Genomic DNA, 24,351 nt, shown 5'->3' on the forward strand with positions numbered 1-24,351 from the left:
CTATCTTATTGAGAAAAGGAAAATGATATGAGTGTATATAAAAAGCTTTTTAGTTTCATGATTGTAGTGTTGTTATCTGCCTGTGCCTCAATGGGAGACGGAAGCAAGGTTGAAAAGCAACGTGCAATTTTAACAATGAAGGATGATGTATTAACCAAATTGTTTGAACAAAAACCAGATACGCGTAAACAGTTAAATGCCGCACCCGGTTATGCCGTATTTTCTAATGCAAACATCAATTTAATTTTTATGGCCGCCGGTACTGGCTATGGTGTGGTTAAGAACATGAATGCCAATACCCATACTTATATGAACATGGCTGAAGGTGGTGTAGGCCTTGGTTTAGGCGTGAAAGATTATCGCATAGTCATGGTGTTTCATACCACAGATGCAATGAATAGCTTTATTACTAACGGTTGGACATTTGGCGGTAATGCTGATGCAGCTGCTAAAGCAGGTGATAAAGGTGGTTCGGTAGAAGGTGAAGCTTATTATGGCGATGTGACGGTATACACATTGACAGAGGCAGGACTAGCGCTACAAGCCGTTATTAAAGGCACTAAATTTTGGGTAGATAAAGAGCTAAACTAAGGGCTGTTGAAATTACCTTACTCTGTGAGCCGTCAGTAAAACTATACCCGTCTTAATTTAGATAAAAAAAAGCCAGTCAGTGACTGGCTAAGCTCCATGAGTGGGAGATAAGTAATTTTTTACACACGATTATTTGTTCAGTGCCGCAAGCTCAATGGTGACTTGATCAAGACCGTATTTATTAATACGCGTATTGAATTCACTTTGTTTACTGCTTAGCAGAGAAATACCTTCAACGATCATATCGTAAGCTTTCCATTGGCCCGTTTCACGATCTTGTCGCATTTGAAAGGTCAGATGGATATCAGGTTTGCCAGTTTCAGAAATCAATGCGTCTACTGATGCTAGTTTACCGCTGTTAGAAAGCTTAGATTGACCGTAGCTAACCTTTTGATCTTTATATTGGTTTAATGCTGTGGCGTAAGTTCTAACTAAGTAGTGTTTCATCGAGCTGACAAATTTTTCTCTTTGTTCTTTAGATGCTTTTCTGACATGTTTACCAAGAATTTTAAAAGCAGCGTAGCGATAATTAACCGAAGGCATTAACTCTTCTTCCACTATGTTACGCATTAACTCTGGGAACTTCTGTAATTCCGTTTGGCTAGCAGCAATTCGAGAAAATAATTTATCGCCTGTTTGACTGATGACTTCCTTTGGCGATAGTGTAGGTTGAGCGGCAAGGGAAAGAGAAAATACAGATAAAAGCAGGATAAGTGCTGATCTCATTAGATGTCCTTATTAAGAATTGCTGAATATGAGTATGTATTCTACATACCGACCATTCGGTCTGTAAATGTTTTTTTGTAAAAATTTTGTTTTAACTTATGTTTATTTTAACTAATACAGGTTAAGTGTTTCGTAAGTTATTGAGGTAAATACATAACTCGTCAACCACTTTGTCAAATAGTTCTTTGTTCTTAGCGCTTTTACTTAAACTGTAGGCACCATGAAAGCTTGAAACAATAAAATAAGCGATTTGAGTAAAGTCGAGATTTTTGCGTAGTTTGCTTGAAAACCGTTGTAAATTAAGGGCGATTAAATGGTTTAATTGTTGCTGCATGTTCAGTATGCGTAAACGAAAACCTTCATCTACCGCAGACATCTCTTGACAAAGATTATTAATAGGACAACCACAAATTATATCTTCGCAACTCATGTCTTGAGAAATTTCTTTAAAAAAATGACATAAACCATCAATGGGATCTATTGCTTCAACGGCAGGCTGCCAAGTGGCTAAAAACATTGGCGTGAAAATTTCTTCAAAAACAGCATAGCCTAATACGAGTTTATTATCGAAATGGTGGTATAACGCGCCTTTTGAAATTTCACAACGGGATAATATTGTTGACAAGCTTGTGGCCTGAAAACCATGTTGATGAATCTCATCTGCGGTAATTTCTAAAATTTTTTGCCGAGTTTGTTCTGCATCTCTCATACAATAACCTCAATGTTGTACAAAATTATTGTAACCGACTCATCGGTTTGTTCACAATGTTTATTTTGTTTACTTTTCATTGGTTTTTAAAGGAGAAAATAGCCTGTATGTGTCACACAAGTTCTGAAATTGAGCAGACAACCACTGCTTTATTGTTATATACAATAGGGCTGACAAAATAAGTGATTTCAAATAAGAATATATCTATTTGCTTAGGGTTTTATCATGTTGAAGTTTAAGTAGATGCTAAGCTTGACGCTTTATCGAGTACATGTCTCGTTTTTCACTACTTTCTCTTTTAATCTTTTCTAAGGCTCTAGTTTCTTCAGCATCAAATAAGGTGTTGATTAAACGATGAAAGTGTTCATGCATAGCTGTACGAGATTTATCGGCATCTGCTGATTTTAAGGCATTATAGATAGCTCTGTGCTCAGCGATTGTTTTTGCGCTGTCTTTGCTACATACACTGTCATAATCTTCGATGATTTCTTTGGAAGAAGCTCTTAAGTTCCATAGGCTTTCTACTAGGCTTTTCATTGCCTCATTACGAGTAGCGTTAGCGATAATTTTATGGAAAGCTCTGTCTGCGGCTTCCATGTCTTTACCTTTTTCCATGTCGATAAGCGTTTGATTTAAGTCTTCAAGTTCTTGCTCGTTTATTGACGCTGCTGCGAGCGCAGCTACTTCGCCTTCAACAAGTGCTCTTGCTTGTGTTACTTCAAAAGCATTGATATTTTTTAGTAAATTTGCTGATTGTTGAGAGGCGAGTACATAAACACCGGAGCTAGTTTTAACTTCAACTCGTCCTCTAACTTCAAGGGCAATGATCGCTTCACGAATAGTTGGACGACTTACATTGAATCGTTGGGCTAATTCTCTTTCTGGTGGTAATCGGCTGCCGACTGGAAAATTTCCAGAATTAATGGAAGCTTCAATTAATTCGACAATGCTCCAAAATAATCTTTTTGCCGCCATAGTTACTTTACCCCGAAAAGCGTTAAACGATAATTACTAAACTGATCTGTACTTTATATCAAAATCAGTGACATAAGTTAAATCATTACATAACAGATCTTATTATTCAAGTGATTATCATACCAATATCACGATAAATTCGCTTTTATTGGTAATAACCTTTAGGTTAGATAATAAAGTAGAGTAATTGAGCTATAAAGCTAGAGTCATTGAAGGGTTTGTTTTATGTGCTTTTTGTCTTTGTAGTTTTATTAATTAGGCTGGACAGTTTTATGCTTTGTTTTGGTAATACCAAATTTTTTGCTTTGAACTGTTTTTAATTGATAGGCTGTTTCACTAAATTTATGATGTTTATCGCTGACAACGCCGAAAGCAAGTAAAAAACAGGGTATTGCTTATATACCCTGTTTGTAAAGTTTAAGGTTGAGTAGCTTGGCTTAATGTTAAGTTAGTAAAAGTAACGCGAGTATAATCACCGTTTGCTTTATCTGTTTTCCAATCTCCGGTGCCAGAGCAGCCAGCATACCAAATACCATCGGCATCTTTTGTTGAACATTGATTATAAGCACCAGCTTTAAAGTAGTGCCAATCACCTGTATAGCCATTAGGGTTGTCTTTGTTATCAATGTTGCCATAGGCATCAATGTTATTGGAAAGGTCTATTTGATAAGTCACCGTTTTTTGGTTTTTCTGGGTAAACGTTAAATGCATTACACTATTAAACACATTAATTTCGTAACTAAACTCTTCATTTAACTTAATACCTTCAGATTTTGGATCTTCGGTATTTTCCCAAGTATTTCCCCATACAGGGTAGGCGATATCGGTTCTGTCGGGGTTGTCTTTGGCTAAATTTCTCTCATAGGTCCAAAATACTGATCCAGATTGATGATTTGGCCACTTTTTATAATATATTTTGATTGGTTCATTTCCCCAACCAAAGCCATTGCCTTCGGCGATTAGCGCTTTATCTTTACCAGCATGAATTTGACCAACAACAACTGAGTATGCTGGTTTTTTAGGGTGCTTAGCATTTTTAGCAACATGGTTTACTTTTAAACTCGCTGATAATTTACCGCCGAGTTGGTCAAAGTATTTTGCATCAGGGTGTGCAGATAAGGCGAAATTATTGCCATATGATTTAGTATCTATCGAGGTATCAAACCCTCTGATCATTTGCCTTAACTCACTGCGAGTATTAGATGAAGTTTGAGTGGTCACTGCTTTATTCGGCGAGGTAAACACTAAATGGCCAAATTGATCCAAATAGAAAAAATCTGTGTGTTGATAGTGTTGTAGCGCCTTCGTGTCAATGGTATCCGCTTTACCATCGTTATCTTGATCGAGTGGAATGGTAATTTTCCAATGCGATAAATCAAATTTATTGGCAGGATTATTTGATGTGCTAGCACATCCTGCTAATAACAATATGAGTGAAATTTTCGTTACTGCTTTAATCATTTAAGCACTCCTATTTTAACGTGCGCGTTTGTGGTTGAGTATCGCTAATGGCGACATCACAACTACGAATAGCGACTTATATTGTTTACACGACCTTGTACTCGTTATAAATCTGTTATCGATGCTAAACGAAGTAAAACCTGCCGTATAGTGTTATAAAAAAATAGCGCTATGTAATAGCGCTATTTCAAGCCAGAGAGGTAATATTGGTTTATTTAGCTTTTTTAGCGACTACTACTTCAGCAGAGCTAGAGTTATAAGGTGATGAGGAATTATCATCATCTAATGAACTTCCTTCAGAATAACTTTCAAAATCATCCTCGAACTGTATTACTGTGCCTTCAAGATCAGAGTAGAGTTTAACTTCATCAATAAAGTATGCTGCGTCACCTAATGTTGAACTATTATCGCCTAATTTAAAGATTACCGTTTGCACACCCGCAATAACATCGCTTAAAGATTGAGAGACTGATGCAAAGGGTTCGGTCGTTACGCTGGTACCATCTATCGTTAAGGTTAATAGTGGGGCTACGGTATCAGAAGCATTACTTGCATCCCATGTGATATCAACGTTGGTCCATTTATCTGCAGTAAACGGAATGGTCACGTCAACGCCTTCGTTGTTTCGAATTACATAACCTGTACTTTGGATCCGTAAGTCAATAATGGCGTTACTTGTACTCGTTGATGAACCATACAAACCAATGTAGGCATCTTTTTCTATACCAGCTTCTTTTAAAAAGGCTACGCTTAACTTACCCGCAGGGATAATATCGCTTGAAGATAGTTTATAACGTAATTCACCAGCATCATCTGTCATGTTGTCAGTAATTTTTGCTGTTAAGTTATCTGGATTTTCTGCACCACCTTCGGAGCCAATTTGTGCAACAACGGTTTCAGCTGTACTAGAGTTGTATGGCGATGCCGAATTATCATCATCTAATGAATCACCTTCCATATAGCTTTCAAAATCATCTTCAAATTGAACGGTCGTGCCTGCAAGATCTGAGTACAATTTGAAGTTATCAATGTAGTAAGCGGCTTCACCTGTTGTTGAACTGTTGTCACCTAACTTGAATATAATTGTTTGTACGCCGGCCACAACATCACTTAATGATTGTGATACAGAAGCAAAAGGTTCGGTGGTTACACTTGTGCCGTTAATTGTTAGCGTTAATAGTGGTGCAACGGTATCTGAAGCATTGCTCGCATCCCAGGTCATTTCAACATCAGTCCACTTATTCGCTGAAAAAGGAATAGTGATATCAACACCTTCATTATTGCGGATAACATAACCGCTACTTTGAATACGCAAATCAATTAACGCATTGCTTGTACTGGTTGATGAACCGTATAAACCAATGTATGCATCTTTTTCAATACCATCTTCTTTAAGGAATGAAACGGTAAGTTTACCTGCTGAAATAATATCACTTGAAGAAAGTTTATATCTAAGTTCACCCGCATCATCAGTCATGTTATCAGTAATTTTAGCCACTTTAGTTGGGGCAAATGAAGCTACGCCCGAAATAGTGATGTTTAATTCTGCTAACGTACCGTCCGCTGAGGAAATTGAAATGGTATCGGTAATGGTGTCATTTTCATCAAGTAACGATGTGACTGTTGGGTTTGTTGTATCTAACGTATATGTCCATTGACCATCCGTTTGAATAGAAAAAGTACCAAACGTAGTCATTGTATCTGTTTGAGCAAGCGCTGAACTTTCACCAACATCAGCGTCAGTTATAACAACAGTACCAGTAATGCTATCTGTTTCATCATTGGTAACGGCCGCTGTTAGGCCTTCAAATGTAGCTGCTGTGTTTCCTGAAGCGGGCGCTACCGGTTCAGAAGCTGTAGAACTGACTTCTTCACTGTAATCATCATCATCAGTGTATGTGGCAGTGACCACAATGGTTTTACCAATTTCATCATCAGTTAAGGCAAGAGTAGATTCTGTTGCACCTTCAATCGCAACATCGTCTGCTAGCCACGTATAGGTTACGTTTTGTGCATCAACGCCATTATCGTCTGTAAGAGTTGCTGTTAAAAGTTTGCCTGATTCAAAAATACCTGACACTTCAATCATACCATCAGCATTCATGATGATAGTGTTTGTTGCACTAGATCTTAACTTTTCTTGGTAGTTATCATTGTCGGTATATGATGCAATAACTGAAACTTGTGTGTTAACTTGCTCAGACGTTACGGTAAATGAGCTAGATGAAGCCCCCGAAATTTCAACGTCGTTTGCTAACCAACTGTACGTTATTGCTGATGTGTCTACACCATTACCGTCGGTAACCGCTACTGTTAATGTTTCCCCTACTTTTGCTGCACCAGACAATGAGATTTGACCAAATGCATTACCCGTCTCTTTAGGTAATTCATCTGTATTACACCCCGTAACAGCCAAAGCAATCGCAGATACCGCAATCGATTTGTTTATTAAATTTTTCATTATTATGATCCTGTTGTTTTTTTGGTAAAACAATCTTGTTGATGATTTGTTTGTTTTTATATTAATTTGTAAAACCATTTTGTCAACCATGAACTGGTAGCAATTTTAATAAATCACCATTTTAGTCATGTGTATTGGCTAGGTAAGTACTCTGTTTACACATGATTAAACGTACTTATCAACTTACTCAACGTTGTTATTGTTTATGTTTTCTTTAACTGTAAAGAGTCCAAACTTTCCCTTGCGAGGTTCAACCATTTCTTTTTATATTTTTTATCAGTGGTAATAAATGAAATAAACGTGAGTTTGCCGTTAACAGGCAGAGCATAAGTTAGATTGTATTGATACTTACCAATCCCTTGAGTTTCATATTCATAGACAGCAATTTTAGTGTTTAATCGAGTATATACTTTGTCTTTTTTCCAGTTCGCGCCTTCGCTCGATTTACGTAACATATTCGAAATATATTTATGGATCTTGTTCATCGATTGCTTATTTGCAGGCGTAGGGTATTGAGTAAAGGTAAAGCTTACTGTTTGATTTTGGTTATCAAACGCATAGCTCGGTGGTGTTTTTTGATTACCATAACGCTTCTCTAACGTCGTTGCAGACATTGCGTTTAATTCTGTTGAAAGTTTAATTAATAATGTTTCATCGAAGAATTTATGCGTGTTTGTTTCTGCAGCTTGAAGATAAAAACTGAGTAACAATAACAACGGGTAAAATTTTTTCATTTTGTTTACTCCTGGTTTAATAAGTGTTGTGGTGGTTATCGATTTGATAAAAAGTTGCTTGCACGTAGTCGTGTGGATCACCTGAATTATTTTGGTTATACACGCCAGCTTTGAAATACATATATTGGTTACCCACATCGTAGCCACTTTGTGACATATCTACGTGTTGGTGAAATTCAGTGCCATCAGATTTAATCACTGTTACGTTAAGGTTATTGCCTTGTACTTCAATGGTGTAACTAAACTTCTCATGTAGCGCTATACCGTTTGATGGGTTACTAGCGTTATTTCCTCTTTCACCTATTAATTCGTAATAGTTGTCATCTCCACCAAGCTTTTCATGTGCAAGGTAAATAGCGCCATATTGGTTCTCTGGTAATTTACGATAGTACAACCTGACAGGTTCATCATCATTGGCATGAATTTGACCAATAATAACCCGACCTATTTGATAATTTTCGCCTGTCGTAGTCACATGATTAACGGCCAGTTGGGCGTTCAAAGTGCCATCGATACCTGCAGCATTAATAAGGTCTGATTCTGGGGCAGTTGAAAATACCCAGTTGTTTTTATTTACGCCTTGGGTTTTTATACTCGTATCGCCTCTACGAAGCATTTCACGCAACTCTGCCCGTACATAGCTAGTGTTGTTAGACGTTTTATACCCTGAAACGGAAGTGGAAAATCGTAAGCCACTATCGTGTGTTAAGGTAAAAAACCTTGGGTCATTATAGCCTGCTGCTAAATCTCGTTCTTTAATGCTGTCAGATTTGCCATTTTTATCATCGTCGGTAGGAACACTCAAATACCAATCAATTAATTCAATAGAATGCGCCGTAGTTTCTCGACATCCATAAACTTCAATTTCAAGGATTGTACTTGCTTGTGATACTTGATTACCCGATAGTGCTAAGTTGAGGTAAAGTGCGGTTTGCTGTTCATTTGGGCTCTGTGCTAAGTCAACAACATCTGGAATAATTGTTTGTGTTTTGCTTTCAGTAACGGTGTTTAACAATTGCCAGTTTTCATTATCTTTTGAGCTTGATATTGAAAAGAGATTCGCATATTCGGTATTGGCCCAAGTGATGACTAACTGCTTTAATAATGCAGGCTCTGCCAAGGTTATTAATATGTTGGTATCTAATGCATTAGGTTGCCAACTTGAGTCACTTCTTTTAGAGCCATCGTGTAATGAAGTAATGGTTTGAACTTCTCCTTCATAACTGATATTAGCGATATCTAGTGGGTATGATACATCACAAGTTATATCATCTATGACCGTTGGCGTTGTGGTTTGGTCTTCTTCAGGTATCGTTGGTATTGCTTGGGTATTTTTATCTGTAGAACTTCCTCCGCAGCTAAATAAAAAAGCTGAAGTGAATAATGTTAACAATATTTTTTGTTTTTTCATGGGGGTTCCAAGTTATCTCATTTTGTCATTATTACACCGCGATATCTTTAAAAGGTACTGCACTGGAATATGCCATTGTCAGTAAATTTATCGAGCGTGTATTGATTAATGCTGATTGATTATTACATTATTTAATACCAAATGGTCAACCAAAAAAATCAACGTGGTCATCAGTTATTGCGTCTGAAAGATTGATTTTCTGCTTAATGTTGTAATGCTCCTCAACTATATTCCTTTGCTAAAAAGAGTCTGACAAACCTATGGTAACGTGTGTAGACCTTTTTCGTTCTATTGGTAAAGCTAAATTAGTATAAGGGTTATTTGGGAATTTGTTAATTGGTTAGTTTTTATTTTTAAATTGTTTTACCAAAATGGTTGACAATTGTTTTTTATGTTGCTTGAATAATGCAATATTGAAAATTCAAAAAACTATAATTAATCGGATATATCAATGGCAACTACAAATCAGTTAAATAAAATCAGCTGTGCATTACGCAATTGGGGCAGCTATCGCAAACAGTTACTGTGTGCATCAACTTTACTTTCACTTGTGACTGTTCCTGTTAATGCTCAAGAAGAAACTGAGAAAAAAGTAGACTCTGAAGTTGAAGTTATCGAAGTTAAAGGACTTCGAGGTACGATGACACGCTCATTAAATGAGAAAAAGAATAATACCGCGATTGTTGATGCTGTTGCTGCAGCTGACTTTGGGGAATTACCTGGTTTGTCATTGTCTGATGTAATTGAAAATATTTCTGGTGCCTCTGGTCATCGCTTAAAAGGCAGCCAGAACGAAATATCTATCCGAGGTTTAGGATCTTACTGGGGTTATTCTACATTTAATGGTCGCACAATTACCAATGCAGGCCCAGGTCGCGCAGTAAATTTCAAAAAGTTTCCATCTGAGCTCGTTGATAAAGTTGTTATTTATAAATCACAGCAAGCTGATTTAGTTGAAGGGGGTACGTCAGGTACGATTGATGTTAACTCTTTACGTGCAGTTGATTATGGTCAAAGTCAAACGACTGTTCAAGCAACGGGCGTTTATAATTCGTATTACCAAGATGTAGAGGGTGATGTTTCTCCGTGGGGAAGTAAGCTGGTTGTTTCAACTGTACAGCAATGGGAAACTGAAAATCTAGGTGATATGGGTTTTACCTTAGGGATTAATCATACAAATTCCGCCAATCCAGAAGAAAATTATGGTGGCAGCTCGCAGATGGGGGTTTGTGCTCTACGTGCAGCTGATGGTTCTAGTTTAATTGGCGGTAGTAATTGTGCAACAGGCCAACAGGGTGTAAGTTCTGGCCGTGTTGGTCGCGAACCTGAATTAGGTATTGATACTGACTTAGCCGATTTTGATCAAAGCAGTATTTTTTATGTCCCGAATGATGCCTACTGGCGTACGGGTGAAGACGAAGATATCAGAACAGGGGCTGTATTTACCTTTCAATGGGTGCCAAACGATAAACTGAATATTAACGTAGATTATGAATATTCAGATCTTGAATATACGGAAAAACGTATGGAGTTGGCCCTTGACAGTCGTCTTGATGATCTTGCGGATCATATTGTTTCAGAAGATCACACTCTACTTTACGCAACAGGTGAAGCACGTCCAACGTTACAAGGTGAAAATCGTAATCAAGTGGATGAATATCATGGTGGCGGTATCGAAGTTGAATATACCCCAACAGATGAGTTATCACTTGCGTTAGATGTTTCTTATTCTGAGTCTTATCGTTATCGTTTACGCCAACGTACAAAGTTTCGCTCAACTGAACGCTATAATTATGCATTAGACTTCCGTGGTCGTAATGTGCCAACTCTTACTTGGTTAGATAGTAACCGCTTGGGCCCTGATGATGCCGGTTTTGCTTCTTGGGAAGCCTTTGATGCAAGTCACATGGGGAACTTTGTTCACGACGACCATGCGTATGTTGAGTATCGTCGTGCTCATGAACATCGTAATGATGACATTCTTGCCGTTAAACTTGATGGCCAATATCAATTAGACAATCAATATTTTTCAAGTATTAAAGCAGGTATTCGTTACTCAGAAGAACATTTAGTTGATTACGTTACAAATGATGTTTCTCTTGTTATCGCTGATGGCTCTCAAAATTATGGTGCAAGTGATAACGAAGATAATAGTTGGGATGAATTAAACCCTGAAGCGAACTCTGCGCTTATTAATGGCATTATCGATAATTGCCAAAACGATCATTCAAATAATATTCAGTTTACTGAGGAAGAAGGTGCGGGCGGCGATGCTACGCGTTATGCCACTTATGATCATAAATGTTTTATTGGTCAAATTCTTGGTCAACTACCAGGAGCATCAGGAACTGATTTTTATGACATAGGCGAACGAGAAGATGGCCGTGATGGTGCCGATAGAGATGTAACTGAAACCATTACTGCTGCTTATGTAATGGCGAATATTGATACTGAAATAGCAGGTACTCCGGTATACGGGAACGTAGGCGTTCGGGTTGTAAAAACCGAAACTCATTCAAAAGGCTGGGGTGATAAAGTTTACATCACGTCGACTGAAGGTAACGAGGGTGATATCACTTGGAATTCTGAGATTAACCCAACCGGTGAAATAGAAGTGGTTAACTTAGATTCGGAATATACTGAGGTATTACCTAGCGTAAACTTAACCTTTATGGTTAACGATGCCTTTTATGTGCGTACTGCTGCGTATCGTTCAATGTCACGTTTTCAAATGAATGCAATGTCAGCCGGTGTGAGTTATGAAACCTGTGAAGATGAAGACGATACAGTCTGTGATCCAGCTACTAACACTGATTTCTCACAAGTTATCCGTAGTGGTGACGCCAGTGGTAACCACTTAGACCCTTACACTGCAATGAATTACGATGTGTCATTTGAATATTATCCATCGCAAGATGCAGCCTTTACTGCTGCTTTTTACTATAAATCATTCACCGGTGGCTACGACGTTAAAACTGAATATCGCGATATCACGGTAAATTTAGACGGCGTAGATACAATTTATCCTGATGTAGCACATCTTGTGAAACAAACATCTGAAGACGAGTCTGTCATTAAGGGTGTTGAATTTACCGGTCAAAAACATTTTGTTGAATTACCTGAACCCTTCAACGGTTTAGGAGCAAAGTTTGCTTGGAACTATGCAGAGTCTGACTTTGTTACCGCAGAGCCAGCTAGTGCGGGTATTGTTCCAGATGCGAACTTATTTGGTTTCTCTAAGAATGTAGCATCGGCGTCTGTTTATTGGGAAGGTGATGACACAACAGTACGTTTACTTTGGAAATATCGTTCTAAGTACCTGCAGCCGAACAGTCTACCATTCCCAGACCGCTCACACCGTTATGTGCAAGATGCTTTGTATTTCAATATGTCGGCAAAATACAAAATCAATTCAAATGTAAGTCTTTTCTTAAAAGGACTTAATTTAACCAATGAACCACAAGTAATGACGCGAGGTAATGATACCACCATTGCGGATTACTCACGCTCTGGCACTAAGTGGGAATTTGGTGTGAAAGCGAAGTTTTAAAGAATTCTACTTAAAGTACTAAATTTGAGCAGTAGCCTAACTACTGACAACTAAAAGCTGTGAGTCTCACGCAGTGAATGCTAACTGAGACTCTGTTTATTAATCGAAGTAAATCGCTGTGTTCCCAATGAAGAGGTAGCTCGTTATACCTCAGAAAAGTAATAGCGTAACTATTTAGGAGTTTATTATGTCAAAACCAACAATTGGTTTTATCGGTCTTGGCCTTATGGGCGGAAACATGGTTGAAAACTTGCAAAAAAGAGGATACCAGTTAACCGTAATGGACCTTAACAAAGAGGCGGTTGCAGCGTGTGTTGCTCGCGGTGCTAATGCTGCATCATCTGCAAAAGAATTAGCAGAATCTAGTGATATTATCATGCTTTGCTTAACTACATCGGCCATCGTTGAAAAAGTTATCTATGCAGAAGACGGTATTCTTGCTGGTGTTAAAGAAGGTGCTGTGTTGGTTGATTTTGGTACTTCTATCCCCGCATCAACACGTAAAATTGGCGCTGATTTAGCCGCTAAAGGTGTAGGAATGGTTGATGCACCTCTTGGTCGTACACCTGCTCATGCTAAAGACGGTTTACTAAATATCATGGCGGCTGGTGATATTGATACCTTTAACAAGGTTAAACCAGTATTAGAAGAGCAAGGTGAAAATGTTTTCCATTTAGGTGCGTTAGGTGCAGGACACACAACAAAGCTAATCAATAATTTCATGGGGATGACAACCGTTTGTGCAATGTCACAAGCCTTTGCTGTAGCCGATCTTGCTGGCGTAGACCGTCAACAATTGTTTGATATTATGTCAACGGGTCCTTCAAATTCTCCGTTCATGCAATTTTGTAAAAACTATGCCGTTGACGGTGTTAGTGATTTAGGCTTCTCAATCGCCAATGCTAATAAAGACTTAGGTTACTTCTTACAAATGGTAGATGATTTAGGCACTGAATCTAAAATTGCTCAAGGTTCATCACAGAACTTACAAGCTGCATTTGATGCCGGTTTAGGGCAGGGCAATGTGCCAGAAATCTTTGATTACTTTCTTAAACTTGAAAAATAATTTTGTCGTATTAACACATAGTTAGTATTGACAAAAATAGTAAATGATTGATTTTAGAGACTTTCCTTACACGATGCTCTCTTTTAAGGCTTTCTCTTACAAGGAGTTGTGAAAGCCTTAGTTTTAGCCAGCAATAATAACAAAGGGTTACGGTATACAAATGAAAACACTTACAGTTACATTTCTCTCTTTTATGATCTCTTTGGGCGTAAATGCCAAAGAATATTTAGTTGATTCGCCTAAAGCATTTAAGAAAACCGTAAAACAACTTGTTGCTGGTGATACGATCAAACTAGCCAACGGTACTTGGCAAGACTTTGAAATTCTATTTACCGGCAGTGGCACGAAAGATAAACCAATCACGTTAATGGCTCAAACCAAAGGCAAAGTGATTTTATCGGGTCAATCTAATTTACGTTTAGCTGGAAAGCATCTTGTTGTTTCTGGCTTAGTGTTTAAAAATGGCTACACGCCAAGCAGTGAAGTGATTGCATTTCGCCAAAACAAAGAAAACCTTGCCTTTCATTCACGTGTTACTGAAACGGTCATCGAAGATTTTTCCAATCCTGACAAGCAAGAGTCTGATTATTGGGTAGGTTTATATGGTCAGCACAACCGTTTTGATCATAACTATCTAGCGGGAAAAACCAATAAAGGCGTGACGTTAGCCGTTCGTTTGAATAGTGAAAATAGCCAACAAAATCATCATAGAATTGATCACAATTATTTTGGCCCTCGTCAAATATTAGGTTCAAATGGTGGTGAAACATTACGCATTGGTACGAGTCATTATTCATTAGCAGATTCATTTACCCTTGTCGAAAATAACTACTTTGATCAGTGTAATGGCGAAGTTGAAATTATCTCGGTGAAATCAGGTAAAAACCAATTAAAAAGTAATGTTTTTTATGAATCTAGAGGAACATTAACCTTACGTCACGGTAATGGTAACGTTATTGAAAATAATGTGTTTTTCGGCAATGGCGTTGATCATACTGGCGGCATACGCGTGATCAACAAAGATCAAATTGTCCGTAATAATTATCTAGAAGGATTAACAGGGTATCGTTTTGGTAGTGGCTTTACCATTATGAACGGCGTACCAAATTCTCCTATTAATCGTTATCACCAAGTCGAAAATGCAAAGGTCAGTAATAACAGCTTTATCAATGTTGAGCATATCCAGTTAGCCGCTGGCAGTGATGCTGAGCGCTCTGCTGTCCCTATTAATTCTCATGTTGACAATAACCTTATTTATAATGAAAAGCAGCAGCCTTTTACTTTATTTGATGACGTTACTGGCATTAAATTTTCAAATAATATTGCCAATAAAAAGCCTGTTGAAGCACTCGCTTACGGCATTGAAAAACAAGCTATTACCCTTGAACGTGCTGCAAATGGTTTGTTGTATCCACAAGGGTTAGCAATCGGGGTAGATAAATCATTAACGCCAATCAGCAAGTCTCAAACTGGGCCAAGCTGGTATCCGAAAACGCAAGGTATTACCGCATTTAATAGTGGTAAAGAAATTAACGTATCACCAGGCGAAGACGCGCTATTTCAAGCGATAGAGAATGCTCAAGATGGTGATATTCTGCTTTTAGGTCAAGGTATTTATGATGCGCGTAAAATAGCAACTATTGATAAAACGCTGACTATTAAAGCAAAAGTTTCTGGTGAAGCTATTATTACCTTTGAGCGTGGCACATTATTTGAGCTTGTAGATGGTGGTAGTTTAGCGCTAAACGGTGTGAAAATTAGTGGTAAAAATAGTCCTGACTCTTCAGGTAATGTAATGATCCGCAGTAAAAAGTGGGGCATGACAAAAAATTATCGTTTAGTGATAGAAAATTCAATCATCGAGCAGTTAGATATTAACCACTCATTTCATGTGTTTGAGTCTGGTAAAGGTGCTTTTGCAGATGAAATTATATTAATAAACAATACCTTTACTAATATAACTGGTGATGTTTTACGTTTAGACAAAGAGCATGAAGACTTAGGCATCTACAATGCTGAATATGTCACGATTAAGCAGAATACCTTTAACAATGTGAAAGGTGCGTTGGTGAAATTATACCGAGGTGGCACAGATGAAAGTACCTTTGGCCCACATTTTACTTTAGCCAATAATGAGTTGACTTCAGTAGGCGCAGGAAAACGTAATAAAACAGCATCGAGCGTGTTTTTACATGGTGTGCAGGTAACTAATATCGATACAAATGTTTTTCAAAAAAGTGCGCCAATTACCATAGAGCATACCGTTGGCGAACCTAAAACAATTTTGCTTAATAATACCTTAAATGAAAAACCGAGCATTGTTGAATTACGCGTTGCAGGCGAACATACCGCTGAACTTCAAAATAATAAAATCGTTAAGTAGGAAGAGAAAAATGTTTTTTACCTCAACATTTAATAAAGCGCTTTTAGCGGTTTTTATCTTAATATTCACCGCTACTGCACTTGCAAAAAAACATCCTAATTTAGTGATGTCATATCAAGACACGCAAGCGATGCGCATGGCACTAAAAGGGGATAACAGTTTTTCAGACACATTCGCAAAAACTAAAGCGAAAGTAGATGTACAAATTAGCAAAGCGATTAATGTTCCTGCTCCGAAAGATTCTGGTGGTGGCTTTACGCATGAACGTCATAAGAAAAATTATCAATTAATGTATAACGCGGGGGTTGTATATCAGTTAACCCAACAGAAAAAATATGCTGAATATGTTCGTGACATGTTGTTTGCTTATGCTGATATGTACCCAAGTTTACCGTTACATCCTGCACGCCGTCAGGATAAAAACAATCCAGGTAAATTATTCTGGCAAAGTTTGAACGAAGCGGTTTGGTTGGTGTACACCTCACAAGCTTACGATATGATAATTAGTCATTTAACTGAGCATGATAAAACAAGAATTGAAACTGGAATTCTAAGGCCTATTGTTAAGTTCTTATCTGTTGATTCACCTGCTACGTTTAATAAAGTTCATAACCACGGCACATGGTTAACGGCTGCTGTTGGTATGACTGGTTATGTTATCGGTGAACAAGAATGGGTTGAACAAGCGCTATATGGCTTAGATAAGTCAGGAAAAGGCGGCTTTATGCGCCAATTGGAAGAGCTTTTCTCTCCTCAAGGGTATTACAACGAAGGCCCATATTATCAGCGCTATGCCTTAATGCCTTTTGTTACATTTGCAAAAGCTATTGAAACAAATGAACCAGAAAGAAAAATATTCGAATATCGCGATGGCGTTTTACTGAAAGCAATAAATACCACGATAGATTTGAGCTATAACGGCTTATTCTTTCCTTTAAATGATGCGATCAAAAGTAAAGGAATTGACACTATAGAGCTTGTTCAAGCGGTAACTATTGCGTACGGGCTTACCAAAAATAGTGGATTACTTGATATAGCTAGCCAGCAACAACAAATCATTTTGACGGGTGATGGTCTACAGGTTGCTAAAGCCTTAGATGCTGGTTTAGCTACTCCCTATGCGTTTACTTCTAAAGCGTTTGGTGACGGCGCAGATGGTAAACAAGGTGCATTAGTTGTGATGCGTCAACACACTCAAGGTGATCAAGCGTTGGTATTTAAGCCAGCAGCACAAGGTTTAGGCCATGGTCATTTTGATAAGTTGGCTTGGTTATTTTATGACAAAGGCGAAGAAATTGTTGCTGATTATGGTGCTGCACGTTTTTTAAATGTAGAAGCAAAATATGGTGGTCAGTACCTACCAGAAAATGACAGCTACGCTAAACAAACCATTGCTCATAATACCTTGGTTGTTGATGAGAAAAGTCACTTTGATGGCGATGTTAGCGTGGGTAATAACAATCACCCTATAGTAGATTATTATGCAACCAATACCCATGGCACTCTGAGTAAAGCGCACATTAACACCGCCTATTCAGGCGTTGAATTAACTCGCATGATGGCATTAATTACTTTACCAAAAACAGATATTTCATTAGCAGTTGATGTGTTTCATGTTGCTAGCGATAAAGCGCATCAATACGACTTACCCGTTCATTACCAAGGACAATTAATAGATACGAATTTTGAGCGTAATGCCTATACTGAACAATTATCAGCTTTAGGTAATGCACATGGTTATCAGCACTTGTGGTTAACCGCAACAGGAGTTGCCAATGAAGGAATTTCAAAGGTAACTTGGCTTAATGAGAACGGCCGATTTTATACGCAATCAGCGATTGTTGATGGTGATACTGAAACATTATTTACGCGTATCGGCGCAAATGACCCGCTGTTTAACCTAAGAAATGAAGCTGCGTTTATTTATCGTAAAAAGGCGAGCAAACAACATACATTTGTTAGCGTCTTAGAACCACATGGCGAATATAACCCTTCGAAAGAGTTTACTTTAGAAGCACAGTCGAAAGTTACCGCGCTTCATTTTAAACACGAAAATAATATCTCGTTGCTAGAAATAACACTTGCTAACGCAAGTCAGTATTTATTAGCGGTGAATGAAGTTGGTACAGATAAAACAGAATTTACATATAACAATAACGATTATCAACTAGATGGTCGATTTACACTACTTAACATTACAAAGCAGCAGTAAGGCAGGAATTATTATGAGCGAAAGTGCCCACTTTTCATTTGGCAACGAAACCGAAATTGAAGATATCGGTGGTGGATTAAAACGTCAAATGCTTGGCTATAACCACGAGTTAATGGCTGTTAAAATTTGGTTTGAAAAAGGGGCGATTGGCTATAATCATGCTCACCGTCATTCTCAAGTTACCTATGTTGTAGAAGGTGAATTTCATTTTAATATTGCGGGTGTAACGAAAGTTTTAAAGGCGGGCGACAGTTGTTATATCCCTCCTCATGCTGATCACGGCGCTACCTGTCCTACTGGTGGTATTTTAATCGACACGTTTAGCCCTGCGCGTGAAGATTTTGTGGAGGACTTATAATGAAAATTAAAGGATTACGCTGGTGGGTAATCGCGTTAATCGCGCTTGCAACTATCATTAATTACATAGATCGCCAGGCACTAAGTGTTTTATGGCCAGACATTGTGGAAGATCTTTTTCCAGAAAAATCATCGTTAGAACGCAAACAAATATACGCGAATATTTCTATTGTTTTTGTGTTTGCTTATGCCTTTGGTCAAGCAATATTCGGCAAAATCTTTGATTGGGTCGGAACGCGCATTGGTTTTGTGTTGTCGATAGGCGTTTGGTCATTAGCGACAATTGCTCATGCATTTGCTCAAGGTGTGCTGTCTTTTAGTATTTTTAGAGCCATCTTAGGTGTGGCAGAGGCAGGTAATTGGCCCGGTGCTACCAAGGGAAATGCCGAATGGTTTCCAACGAAAGAACGTGCTTTAGCGCAAGGCATCTTTAATTCTGGTGCGGCTATTGGCGGTATTGTTGCAATTCCATTGATTGCCTTTTTAACGGTATATTTTAGTTGGCAAATGGTATTTGTTATTGTTGGTGCCGTAGGCCTGTTATGGTTAGTACCTTGGTTAGTACTGGTAAAATCGCCACCGGGTTCTCATCCTTGGATTTCGGAAGAAGAAAAAGAATATATTTTAACTGGTCAACGTCGTAGCGCCACAAGTGAAGGTAACGAAGAGGAAGAAGAGTACAACCCGTCAACAGGTGAGTTACTTTCAAGAAAACAAAGCTGGGGCGTTATTATTGCGTCTGCAGCGATTGATCCAATTTGGTGGTTATTCGTTTTTTGGATCCCTATTTACTTGAATGAAGTTTATGCCATGGATGTTAAATCGATTGGTATTTATGGCTGGGTGCCCTATGTAGGCGCTATGTTTGGTGCTTGGTTTGGTGGTCTATTAGCGCAAAACAGATTAAAAGCGGGTTGGAATACAGACAAAACGCGTAAATTAACCATCACTTTAGGTTGTTTAATTATGTTGCCTTCATTATTAGCAATGGCGGATCCTGGTGAGCCGGTAACTGCGGTACTTATAATGGCGGTGATTCTCTTTGGCTTTCAAACTGCTATTGGTAATGTACAAACACTACCGAGTGATTTATTAGGGAAAAAAGCTGTAGGGACTTTAGCTGGTTTTTCAGGAATGGCGGCTAAATTAGGTGCTGTTGGTTTAACCTCTCTTGTTCCTTATTTAACTGCAGACGGTAATTATACACCAGCCTTTGTTATTGGAGCTTCGTTAGCCGTTATTGCTATGGCAGCCATTTGGATCCTGATCCCTAAAGTCGAACCATTGAAAAAAGTAACCAAGGCATAACCAATGAAGAACATTTTTTTATTCGGCGAATGTATGATTGAGTTGATGAATACCTCATCAATGACCATGAAGCAGTCGTTCGCCGGAGATGTTTTTAATACCGCAGTGTATTTAAAAAGATTGTTTCCTAACACTAATGTCAACTTAGTGACTGCCGTTGGCCAAGATCATTTTAGCGAAAACATGGTGAAGTACTTTCAAGATGAGCACCTAGGTACTGATTATGTCTTTCGCTCAGAAACAAAAATTCCTGGTTTATACGCGATTCAACTCGATCAATTTGGTGAACGTAGCTTCACCTATTGGCGAGAAAATTCGGCGGCTAGAAGCGTGATGGATTTCATCAATGAAGACATAACGAAACAACTAAGCAAAGGGGATATCTTCTTTTTTAGTGGTATTTCATTAGGTGTCGTTCGTCCTGAAAATCGCGATGCGTTTTGGCAATGTATTACTGAACTTAAAGCGGCAGGTGTAAAAATTGCCTTTGACTTAAATTATCGTCCCAAGTTATGGGCAACGAAAGCAGAGGCACAAGCCCAGTTTTTACTCGCTTTTGAAGCCTCTGATATTTTATTACCTGGGGTTGATGACTTTGCTGCGATATTTGATATTAACGATATTCACGCTGTGATCAGGTTTTTTGATCAATATCATTATCAAGAGTTAGTGGTCAAAAATGGTGAAAAGAATGTGTATTGTTTGTCATCTGCAGGCCAAGATATTGTAGATGTTACGCCGGTCAAGCAAGTGGTTGATACTACATCAGCAGGCGACTCTTTCAATGGTGGTTACCTTGGTGCTCGTATGGCAGGCCACTCTATTACGAAATCTGTTGAATTAGCGAACCAAGTGGCTGGTTTTGTCATTCAACACTCTGGTGCGATTGTTGAGTCATCAGCTTTCTCATCACGCTTTAATTAATTTTTATAGGTTTATTACCATGACATCCTTTTCATCTTTGATGGGAACTCAAACATTATTACCCATTATTCAAGCATCAACTCCAGAAGAAGGCGTAAGTATTGCAAAAGCTATGTCTGCAGCAGGCTTAACATTGGTAGAAGTTGTATTAAGAACGGAAGCATCTTTAGCGGCCTTAAGTGCCATTAAATTAGCATTACCAGAGTTGATTGTTGGTGCCGGCACAGTGACGAATAAAGATATTTTAGAAAAAGCGGTTGCGGCAGGTTCAGACTTTATTATCACGCCAGCTATTTCAGAGCGATTATTAGATGATTTAGCTGATTGTAACTTACCGGTTTTACCTGGCGTGTCAAATACCGGTGAAATTTTAATGGCACGTGAATTCGGCTACACCGAAATGAAGCTTTTTCCTGCTGAATTATCAGGTGGTGCTAAATTTTTGTCGACAATATCATCGGTGTTTCCTGATATTAGTTTTTGTCCAACAGGTGGCGTAACTATCGACAATAAACCTGACTACTTGTCACTTAACAATGTGTTTGCTGTTGGTGGTACTTGGGTTGCGAAGAAAGACTGGGTTGAACAAGGAAATTGGCAAGCCATAACAGATGCGTGTAGTGAAGGAAATAAATAACTCATGACAATGAAAATTGCTCCTGGCGTGATCACCGGATCGCAAGTTCAACAAGTATTTGCTCAGGCAAAAGCAGAACAATATGCCTTACCGGCAGTAAATGTGGTAAGTACATCATCTATTAATGCGTGTTTAGAAGCTGCTGCCAACGCTCAATCACCGCTTATTATTCAATTATCTCATGGTGGTGCAGGCTTTTTTGTCGGTAAAGGTATTAAATTAGAAGGGCATCAAGCTGCCATTCAAGGTGCGATAGCTGCTGCTAAATATGTTCATCAAATGGCCGAGTTTTATGGCGTAGCAGTCATGCTACATACTGATCATGCAGCGCGTAATTTATTACCTTGGATAGACGGGTTACTTGACGCCTCTGTGTCGTTCTATGCACAAACAGGAAAACCGCTGTTTAGCTCACATATGATTGATTTATCTGCGGAACCTATAGCAGATAATATTGCCGTGTGTGCTGAGTATTTGGTGCGTATGAAAGCGTTAGGCATGACCTTAGAAATCGAGTTAGGCTGCACAGGTGGTGAAGAAGATGGTGTAGATAATAGCCACCTTGATAATTCTGCTCTTTACACCCAACCAGAAGATGTTGCCTATGCTTTTGATAAATTAAGCCAAGTAAGTGATCAATTTACCATTGCAGCTTCATTTGGCAATGTACATGGTGTGTACAAACCGGGTAACGTGCAATTAACGCCTGTTATTTTGAAAAATTCACAAGCGTATGTAGCTGAAAAATTTAATTTATCTACTAAGCCGCTAGACTTTGTTTTTCATGGTGGTTCTGGTTCAGATCTAAAAGATATTCGTGAATCAATAAGCTACGGTGTCGTGAAAATGAATATTGATACAGATACGCAATGGGCGACTTGGGCAGGGATAAAAAATTACTATGCAACGCATCGTGATTACTTAACAGCTCAAATAGGGAACCCCGAAGGGCAAGACAAACCCAATAAAAAGTATTATGACCCTCGTGTTTGGTTACGCAAAGCTGAATTAAGCATGGTAGATCGTCTAGAGCAAACGTTTTCTGATCTTAATTGTATCAATAGAAATATCTAGGGTGTGATTGACGGCTAAATATGAGTGCCCGTATATGACCATGAAGTTTACCGGCACTCAATATCGATTAAGGTGCTTGCAATGAGAAAATCTGCAATTGTTTGCTGTTTTAGTGTTTTAAGTGCCTGTGCAACGTCGCAACACAGTACGTGGTTGTTAGTTGATGATTTTGAACAAGGTCTGACTAATTGGCATAAAGTTGATACTCAAAACAATACAAAGCCGTTTATAGAAAACCCACAAGTCACTGAAATTCGACGTGAAAAAACCAATCATTTTTTGATTAAAAAACCAGCAAAAGATGGTGTTATTGGTAATCGAAAGGCGTTAACGTTTAAAGCGCTACCTGTGCCTGTTAATGTGGGCGAAACCTTTACGTTTTATACTCGCATACAGGTTGAGCGTTTTCCAAATAATCATGCTTTTGGGTTAAGTAATTTAACGCCAGATGAAATTGTAAAAGCCGGATATAATGCCTTTGAACCAACATTAAGAGTTACTGATAAAGCAGAATCTAATGGCCATAAAAATACTGGCGCATTAATGGTTAAGATATCCAGTAACGATAAATACCGTCAATATGATAATATTCAACATTACGCGCAACAGCGTGATGCTAAGCCATTAGTGGCGAAGCAATGGTATCAAATTTGGTATGTGGTCAATAATGCTTTAAAAATACACGGTGGACAAACATATCGTGTTTATGTGCAAGGCGGTGAGTTTGTAAAACAAACCTTGGTGTATGAAAAAGCTGACTTTCGTATGCAACGAGAGCAGCCGTTAATTAGCTTTTTGGCAAATTGTAATACTGGCCCACTTAAGCAACCTTACGGTAATGGTGGGCTGGCATTCGATGATATCTTTATGATTAAAGGTGTTAATTTATCAAACCCAACCAATATGCGTTAAGTTGATAAAAACACTAGCTTATTTGTTACTGTTTTAACAAATGCTAAGAGAATAAAATTCCACCATTAATATCAACACAGTTTCCTGTCATGTAGCTAGCGTTTTGGCTAGAAAGGAACGTTACCAATTTAGCAACTTCATCTGCTTGACCTTCTCGTTTAATAGCGGTGGCACTGGCGACATTTTGACGTACTTCGTTTTTAGTAAACGTATCATGAAACCCAGTACTTATCATGCCAGGGCAGACACAATTAACTCTAATATCTGGCCCTAATTCTTTCGCTAAACCTCGGGTAAATGACATCACAGCACCTTTTGATGTTGCATAGGCTACAGCACCCGGACCACCACCGTCACGGCCAGCTTGAGAAGCAAAGGTAACAATAGAACTGCCAGCAGGCATATGCGGGATACATGCTTTTGCCATCATAAATAATGAGGTCAAATTTACTGACATAACTTTATTCCAGTGTTCAAGGGACATTTCACTGAGTTTTACGCGATCTATTAGTCCGCCTGATACGTGCACCAATGTGTCAATACGGCCATAAGTGTCAACGGCCTGTTGAACAACGAGGTTTACTGCCTCAGGTTGGGTTAAATCCGCTTTTATCGCGATGGCTTCACTACCTAACTGAGTGATTTCATCAACAACTTGCATTGCACTGTCTTTACTTGAATGATAGGTGAATAGAATTTTTGCCCCTTGTTTAGCAAAATCAATAGCACAAGCTTTACCAATATCTCTACCGCCGCCAGTAATAACGACTACCTTACGTTCATCAGACATAAATATTTCCTCAAATAGTGAAGTGAAAAATAAATGATGGTTATTAACTTTAAAATTGCTATAAAAAAGG

At 38.5% G+C, this 24,351-nt stretch carries 19 protein-coding genes; 11 read left to right on the plus strand and 8 right to left on the minus strand.

Annotation, left to right across the window (positions count from 1 at the left end):
* The first annotated feature begins 27 nt into the window (after positions 1-27).
* Positions 28-591, plus strand: coding sequence for a YSC84-related protein (locus Q4489_RS11145; protein ID WP_303480287.1), 564 nt, complete (start codon positions 28-30; stop codon positions 589-591).
* Positions 592-720: 129 nt separating this feature from the next.
* On the opposite strand, the gene Q4489_RS11150 is transcribed toward Q4489_RS11145, so the two are convergent.
* From Q4489_RS11150 to Q4489_RS11180, 7 genes are all read right to left on the minus strand, one after another.
* Positions 721-1,317, minus strand: coding sequence for a phospholipid-binding protein MlaC (locus tag Q4489_RS11150; RefSeq protein ID WP_303480289.1), 597 nt, complete (start codon positions 1,315-1,317; stop codon positions 721-723).
* 121 nt (positions 1,318-1,438) lie between these two features.
* A complete protein-coding gene (locus Q4489_RS11155; RefSeq protein ID WP_303480292.1) occupies positions 1,439-2,026 on the minus strand; it encodes a TetR/AcrR family transcriptional regulator in 588 nt (195 codons plus the stop codon).
* Positions 2,027-2,272: 246 nt separating this feature from the next.
* Positions 2,273-3,001 (minus strand): FadR/GntR family transcriptional regulator, encoded by a 729-nt coding sequence (locus Q4489_RS11160; RefSeq protein WP_303480296.1) that lies wholly within the window; start codon positions 2,999-3,001, stop codon positions 2,273-2,275.
* 417 nt (positions 3,002-3,418) lie between these two features.
* Complete coding sequence (locus Q4489_RS11165) at positions 3,419-4,462, minus strand: polysaccharide lyase family 7 protein (RefSeq protein WP_303480298.1); 1,044 nt, start codon at positions 4,460-4,462, stop codon at positions 3,419-3,421.
* A 211-nt stretch (positions 4,463-4,673) separates the two neighbouring features.
* Positions 4,674-6,923 (minus strand): VCBS domain-containing protein, encoded by a 2,250-nt coding sequence (locus tag Q4489_RS11170; RefSeq protein WP_303480301.1) that lies wholly within the window; start codon positions 6,921-6,923, stop codon positions 4,674-4,676.
* Positions 6,924-7,126: 203 nt separating this feature from the next.
* The gene (locus tag Q4489_RS11175) at positions 7,127-7,657 is read right to left on the minus strand and encodes a hypothetical protein (protein ID WP_303480303.1); all 531 of its coding nucleotides are present in this window, start codon (positions 7,655-7,657) and stop codon (positions 7,127-7,129) included.
* 16 nt (positions 7,658-7,673) lie between these two features.
* Positions 7,674-9,068 carry a polysaccharide lyase family 7 protein gene (locus Q4489_RS11180; RefSeq protein WP_303480305.1) on the minus strand — a complete coding sequence of 465 codons (1,395 nt, stop codon included), beginning with the start codon at positions 9,066-9,068 and terminating at the stop codon, positions 7,674-7,676.
* Positions 9,069-9,519: 451 nt separating this feature from the next.
* Here Q4489_RS11180 and Q4489_RS11185 point away from each other — a divergent pair, with 451 nt between their 5' ends.
* The 10 genes from Q4489_RS11185 (at position 9,520) to Q4489_RS11230 (ending at position 23,491) form a co-directional block, all read left to right on the plus strand.
* Complete coding sequence (locus Q4489_RS11185) at positions 9,520-12,618, plus strand: TonB-dependent receptor (protein ID WP_303480308.1); 3,099 nt, start codon at positions 9,520-9,522, stop codon at positions 12,616-12,618.
* Positions 12,619-12,805: 187 nt separating this feature from the next.
* A complete protein-coding gene (locus Q4489_RS11190) occupies positions 12,806-13,684 on the plus strand; it encodes an NAD(P)-dependent oxidoreductase (protein ID WP_303480311.1) in 879 nt (292 codons plus the stop codon).
* A 160-nt stretch (positions 13,685-13,844) separates the two neighbouring features.
* On the plus strand, positions 13,845-16,067 hold the full coding sequence (locus Q4489_RS11195) for a polysaccharide lyase 6 family protein (RefSeq protein ID WP_303480313.1): 2,223 nt from the start codon (positions 13,845-13,847) through the stop codon (positions 16,065-16,067).
* Between the two features lie 10 nt (positions 16,068-16,077).
* The gene (locus tag Q4489_RS11200; protein ID WP_303480316.1) at positions 16,078-18,279 is read left to right on the plus strand and encodes a heparinase II/III family protein; all 2,202 of its coding nucleotides are present in this window, start codon (positions 16,078-16,080) and stop codon (positions 18,277-18,279) included.
* Positions 18,280-18,289: 10 nt separating this feature from the next.
* Positions 18,290-18,637, plus strand: coding sequence for a cupin domain-containing protein (locus Q4489_RS11205; protein WP_139302523.1), 348 nt, complete (start codon positions 18,290-18,292; stop codon positions 18,635-18,637).
* A complete protein-coding gene (locus Q4489_RS11210; protein ID WP_303480318.1) occupies positions 18,637-19,944 on the plus strand; it encodes an MFS transporter in 1,308 nt (435 codons plus the stop codon). The genes Q4489_RS11205 and Q4489_RS11210 overlap by 1 nt, the downstream gene beginning before the upstream one ends.
* Positions 19,945-19,947: 3 nt before the next feature.
* Complete coding sequence (locus Q4489_RS11215; RefSeq protein ID WP_303480320.1) at positions 19,948-20,868, plus strand: sugar kinase; 921 nt, start codon at positions 19,948-19,950, stop codon at positions 20,866-20,868.
* Between the two features lie 19 nt (positions 20,869-20,887).
* The gene (gene eda, locus Q4489_RS11220; RefSeq protein WP_303480323.1) at positions 20,888-21,505 is read left to right on the plus strand and encodes a bifunctional 4-hydroxy-2-oxoglutarate aldolase/2-dehydro-3-deoxy-phosphogluconate aldolase; all 618 of its coding nucleotides are present in this window, start codon (positions 20,888-20,890) and stop codon (positions 21,503-21,505) included.
* 3 nt (positions 21,506-21,508) lie between these two features.
* On the plus strand, positions 21,509-22,579 hold the full coding sequence (gene fbaA, locus Q4489_RS11225) for a class II fructose-bisphosphate aldolase (protein WP_303480325.1): 1,071 nt from the start codon (positions 21,509-21,511) through the stop codon (positions 22,577-22,579).
* Between the two features lie 81 nt (positions 22,580-22,660).
* Positions 22,661-23,491, plus strand: a complete 831-nt coding sequence (locus tag Q4489_RS11230; protein ID WP_303480327.1) for a hypothetical protein — start codon at positions 22,661-22,663, stop codon at positions 23,489-23,491.
* Positions 23,492-23,534: 43 nt separating this feature from the next.
* Here Q4489_RS11230 and Q4489_RS11235 read toward each other — a convergent pair whose 3' ends face one another.
* Positions 23,535-24,281 (minus strand): SDR family NAD(P)-dependent oxidoreductase, encoded by a 747-nt coding sequence (locus Q4489_RS11235; RefSeq protein WP_303480330.1) that lies wholly within the window; start codon positions 24,279-24,281, stop codon positions 23,535-23,537.
* Between the last annotated feature and the right edge of the window lie 70 nt (positions 24,282-24,351).

It is taken from the genome of Thalassotalea sp. 1_MG-2023, from assembly GCF_030546745.1.
Classification (GTDB): Bacteria; Pseudomonadota; Gammaproteobacteria; order Enterobacterales; family Alteromonadaceae; genus Thalassotalea_C.

Bases quoted from the DNA above. Each gene is read 5' to 3' on its own strand.
- Q4489_RS11145 (WP_303480287.1), top strand. From the start codon at position 28: ATGAGTGTATATAAAAAGCTTTTTAGTTTCATGATTGTAGTGTTGTTA.
- Q4489_RS11150 (WP_303480289.1), bottom strand. From the start codon at position 1,317: ATGAGATCAGCACTTATCCTGCTTTTATCTGTATTTTCTCTTTCCCTT.
- Q4489_RS11155 (WP_303480292.1), bottom strand. From the start codon at position 2,026: ATGAGAGATGCAGAACAAACTCGGCAAAAAATTTTAGAAATTACCGCA.
- Q4489_RS11160 (WP_303480296.1), bottom strand. From the start codon at position 3,001: ATGGCGGCAAAAAGATTATTTTGGAGCATTGTCGAATTAATTGAAGCT.
- Q4489_RS11165 (WP_303480298.1), bottom strand. From the start codon at position 4,462: ATGATTAAAGCAGTAACGAAAATTTCACTCATATTGTTATTAGCAGGA.
- Q4489_RS11170 (WP_303480301.1), bottom strand. From the start codon at position 6,923: ATGAAAAATTTAATAAACAAATCGATTGCGGTATCTGCGATTGCTTTG.
- Q4489_RS11175 (WP_303480303.1), bottom strand. From the start codon at position 7,657: ATGAAAAAATTTTACCCGTTGTTATTGTTACTCAGTTTTTATCTTCAA.
- Q4489_RS11180 (WP_303480305.1), bottom strand. From the start codon at position 9,068: ATGAAAAAACAAAAAATATTGTTAACATTATTCACTTCAGCTTTTTTA.
- Q4489_RS11185 (WP_303480308.1), top strand. From the start codon at position 9,520: ATGGCAACTACAAATCAGTTAAATAAAATCAGCTGTGCATTACGCAAT.
- Q4489_RS11190 (WP_303480311.1), top strand. From the start codon at position 12,806: ATGTCAAAACCAACAATTGGTTTTATCGGTCTTGGCCTTATGGGCGGA.
- Q4489_RS11195 (WP_303480313.1), top strand. From the start codon at position 13,845: ATGAAAACACTTACAGTTACATTTCTCTCTTTTATGATCTCTTTGGGC.
- Q4489_RS11200 (WP_303480316.1), top strand. From the start codon at position 16,078: ATGTTTTTTACCTCAACATTTAATAAAGCGCTTTTAGCGGTTTTTATC.
- Q4489_RS11210 (WP_303480318.1), top strand. From the start codon at position 18,637: ATGAAAATTAAAGGATTACGCTGGTGGGTAATCGCGTTAATCGCGCTT.
- Q4489_RS11215 (WP_303480320.1), top strand. From the start codon at position 19,948: ATGAAGAACATTTTTTTATTCGGCGAATGTATGATTGAGTTGATGAAT.
- eda (WP_303480323.1), top strand. From the start codon at position 20,888: ATGACATCCTTTTCATCTTTGATGGGAACTCAAACATTATTACCCATT.
- fbaA (WP_303480325.1), top strand. From the start codon at position 21,509: ATGACAATGAAAATTGCTCCTGGCGTGATCACCGGATCGCAAGTTCAA.
- Q4489_RS11230 (WP_303480327.1), top strand. From the start codon at position 22,661: ATGAGAAAATCTGCAATTGTTTGCTGTTTTAGTGTTTTAAGTGCCTGT.
- Q4489_RS11235 (WP_303480330.1), bottom strand. From the start codon at position 24,281: ATGTCTGATGAACGTAAGGTAGTCGTTATTACTGGCGGCGGTAGAGAT.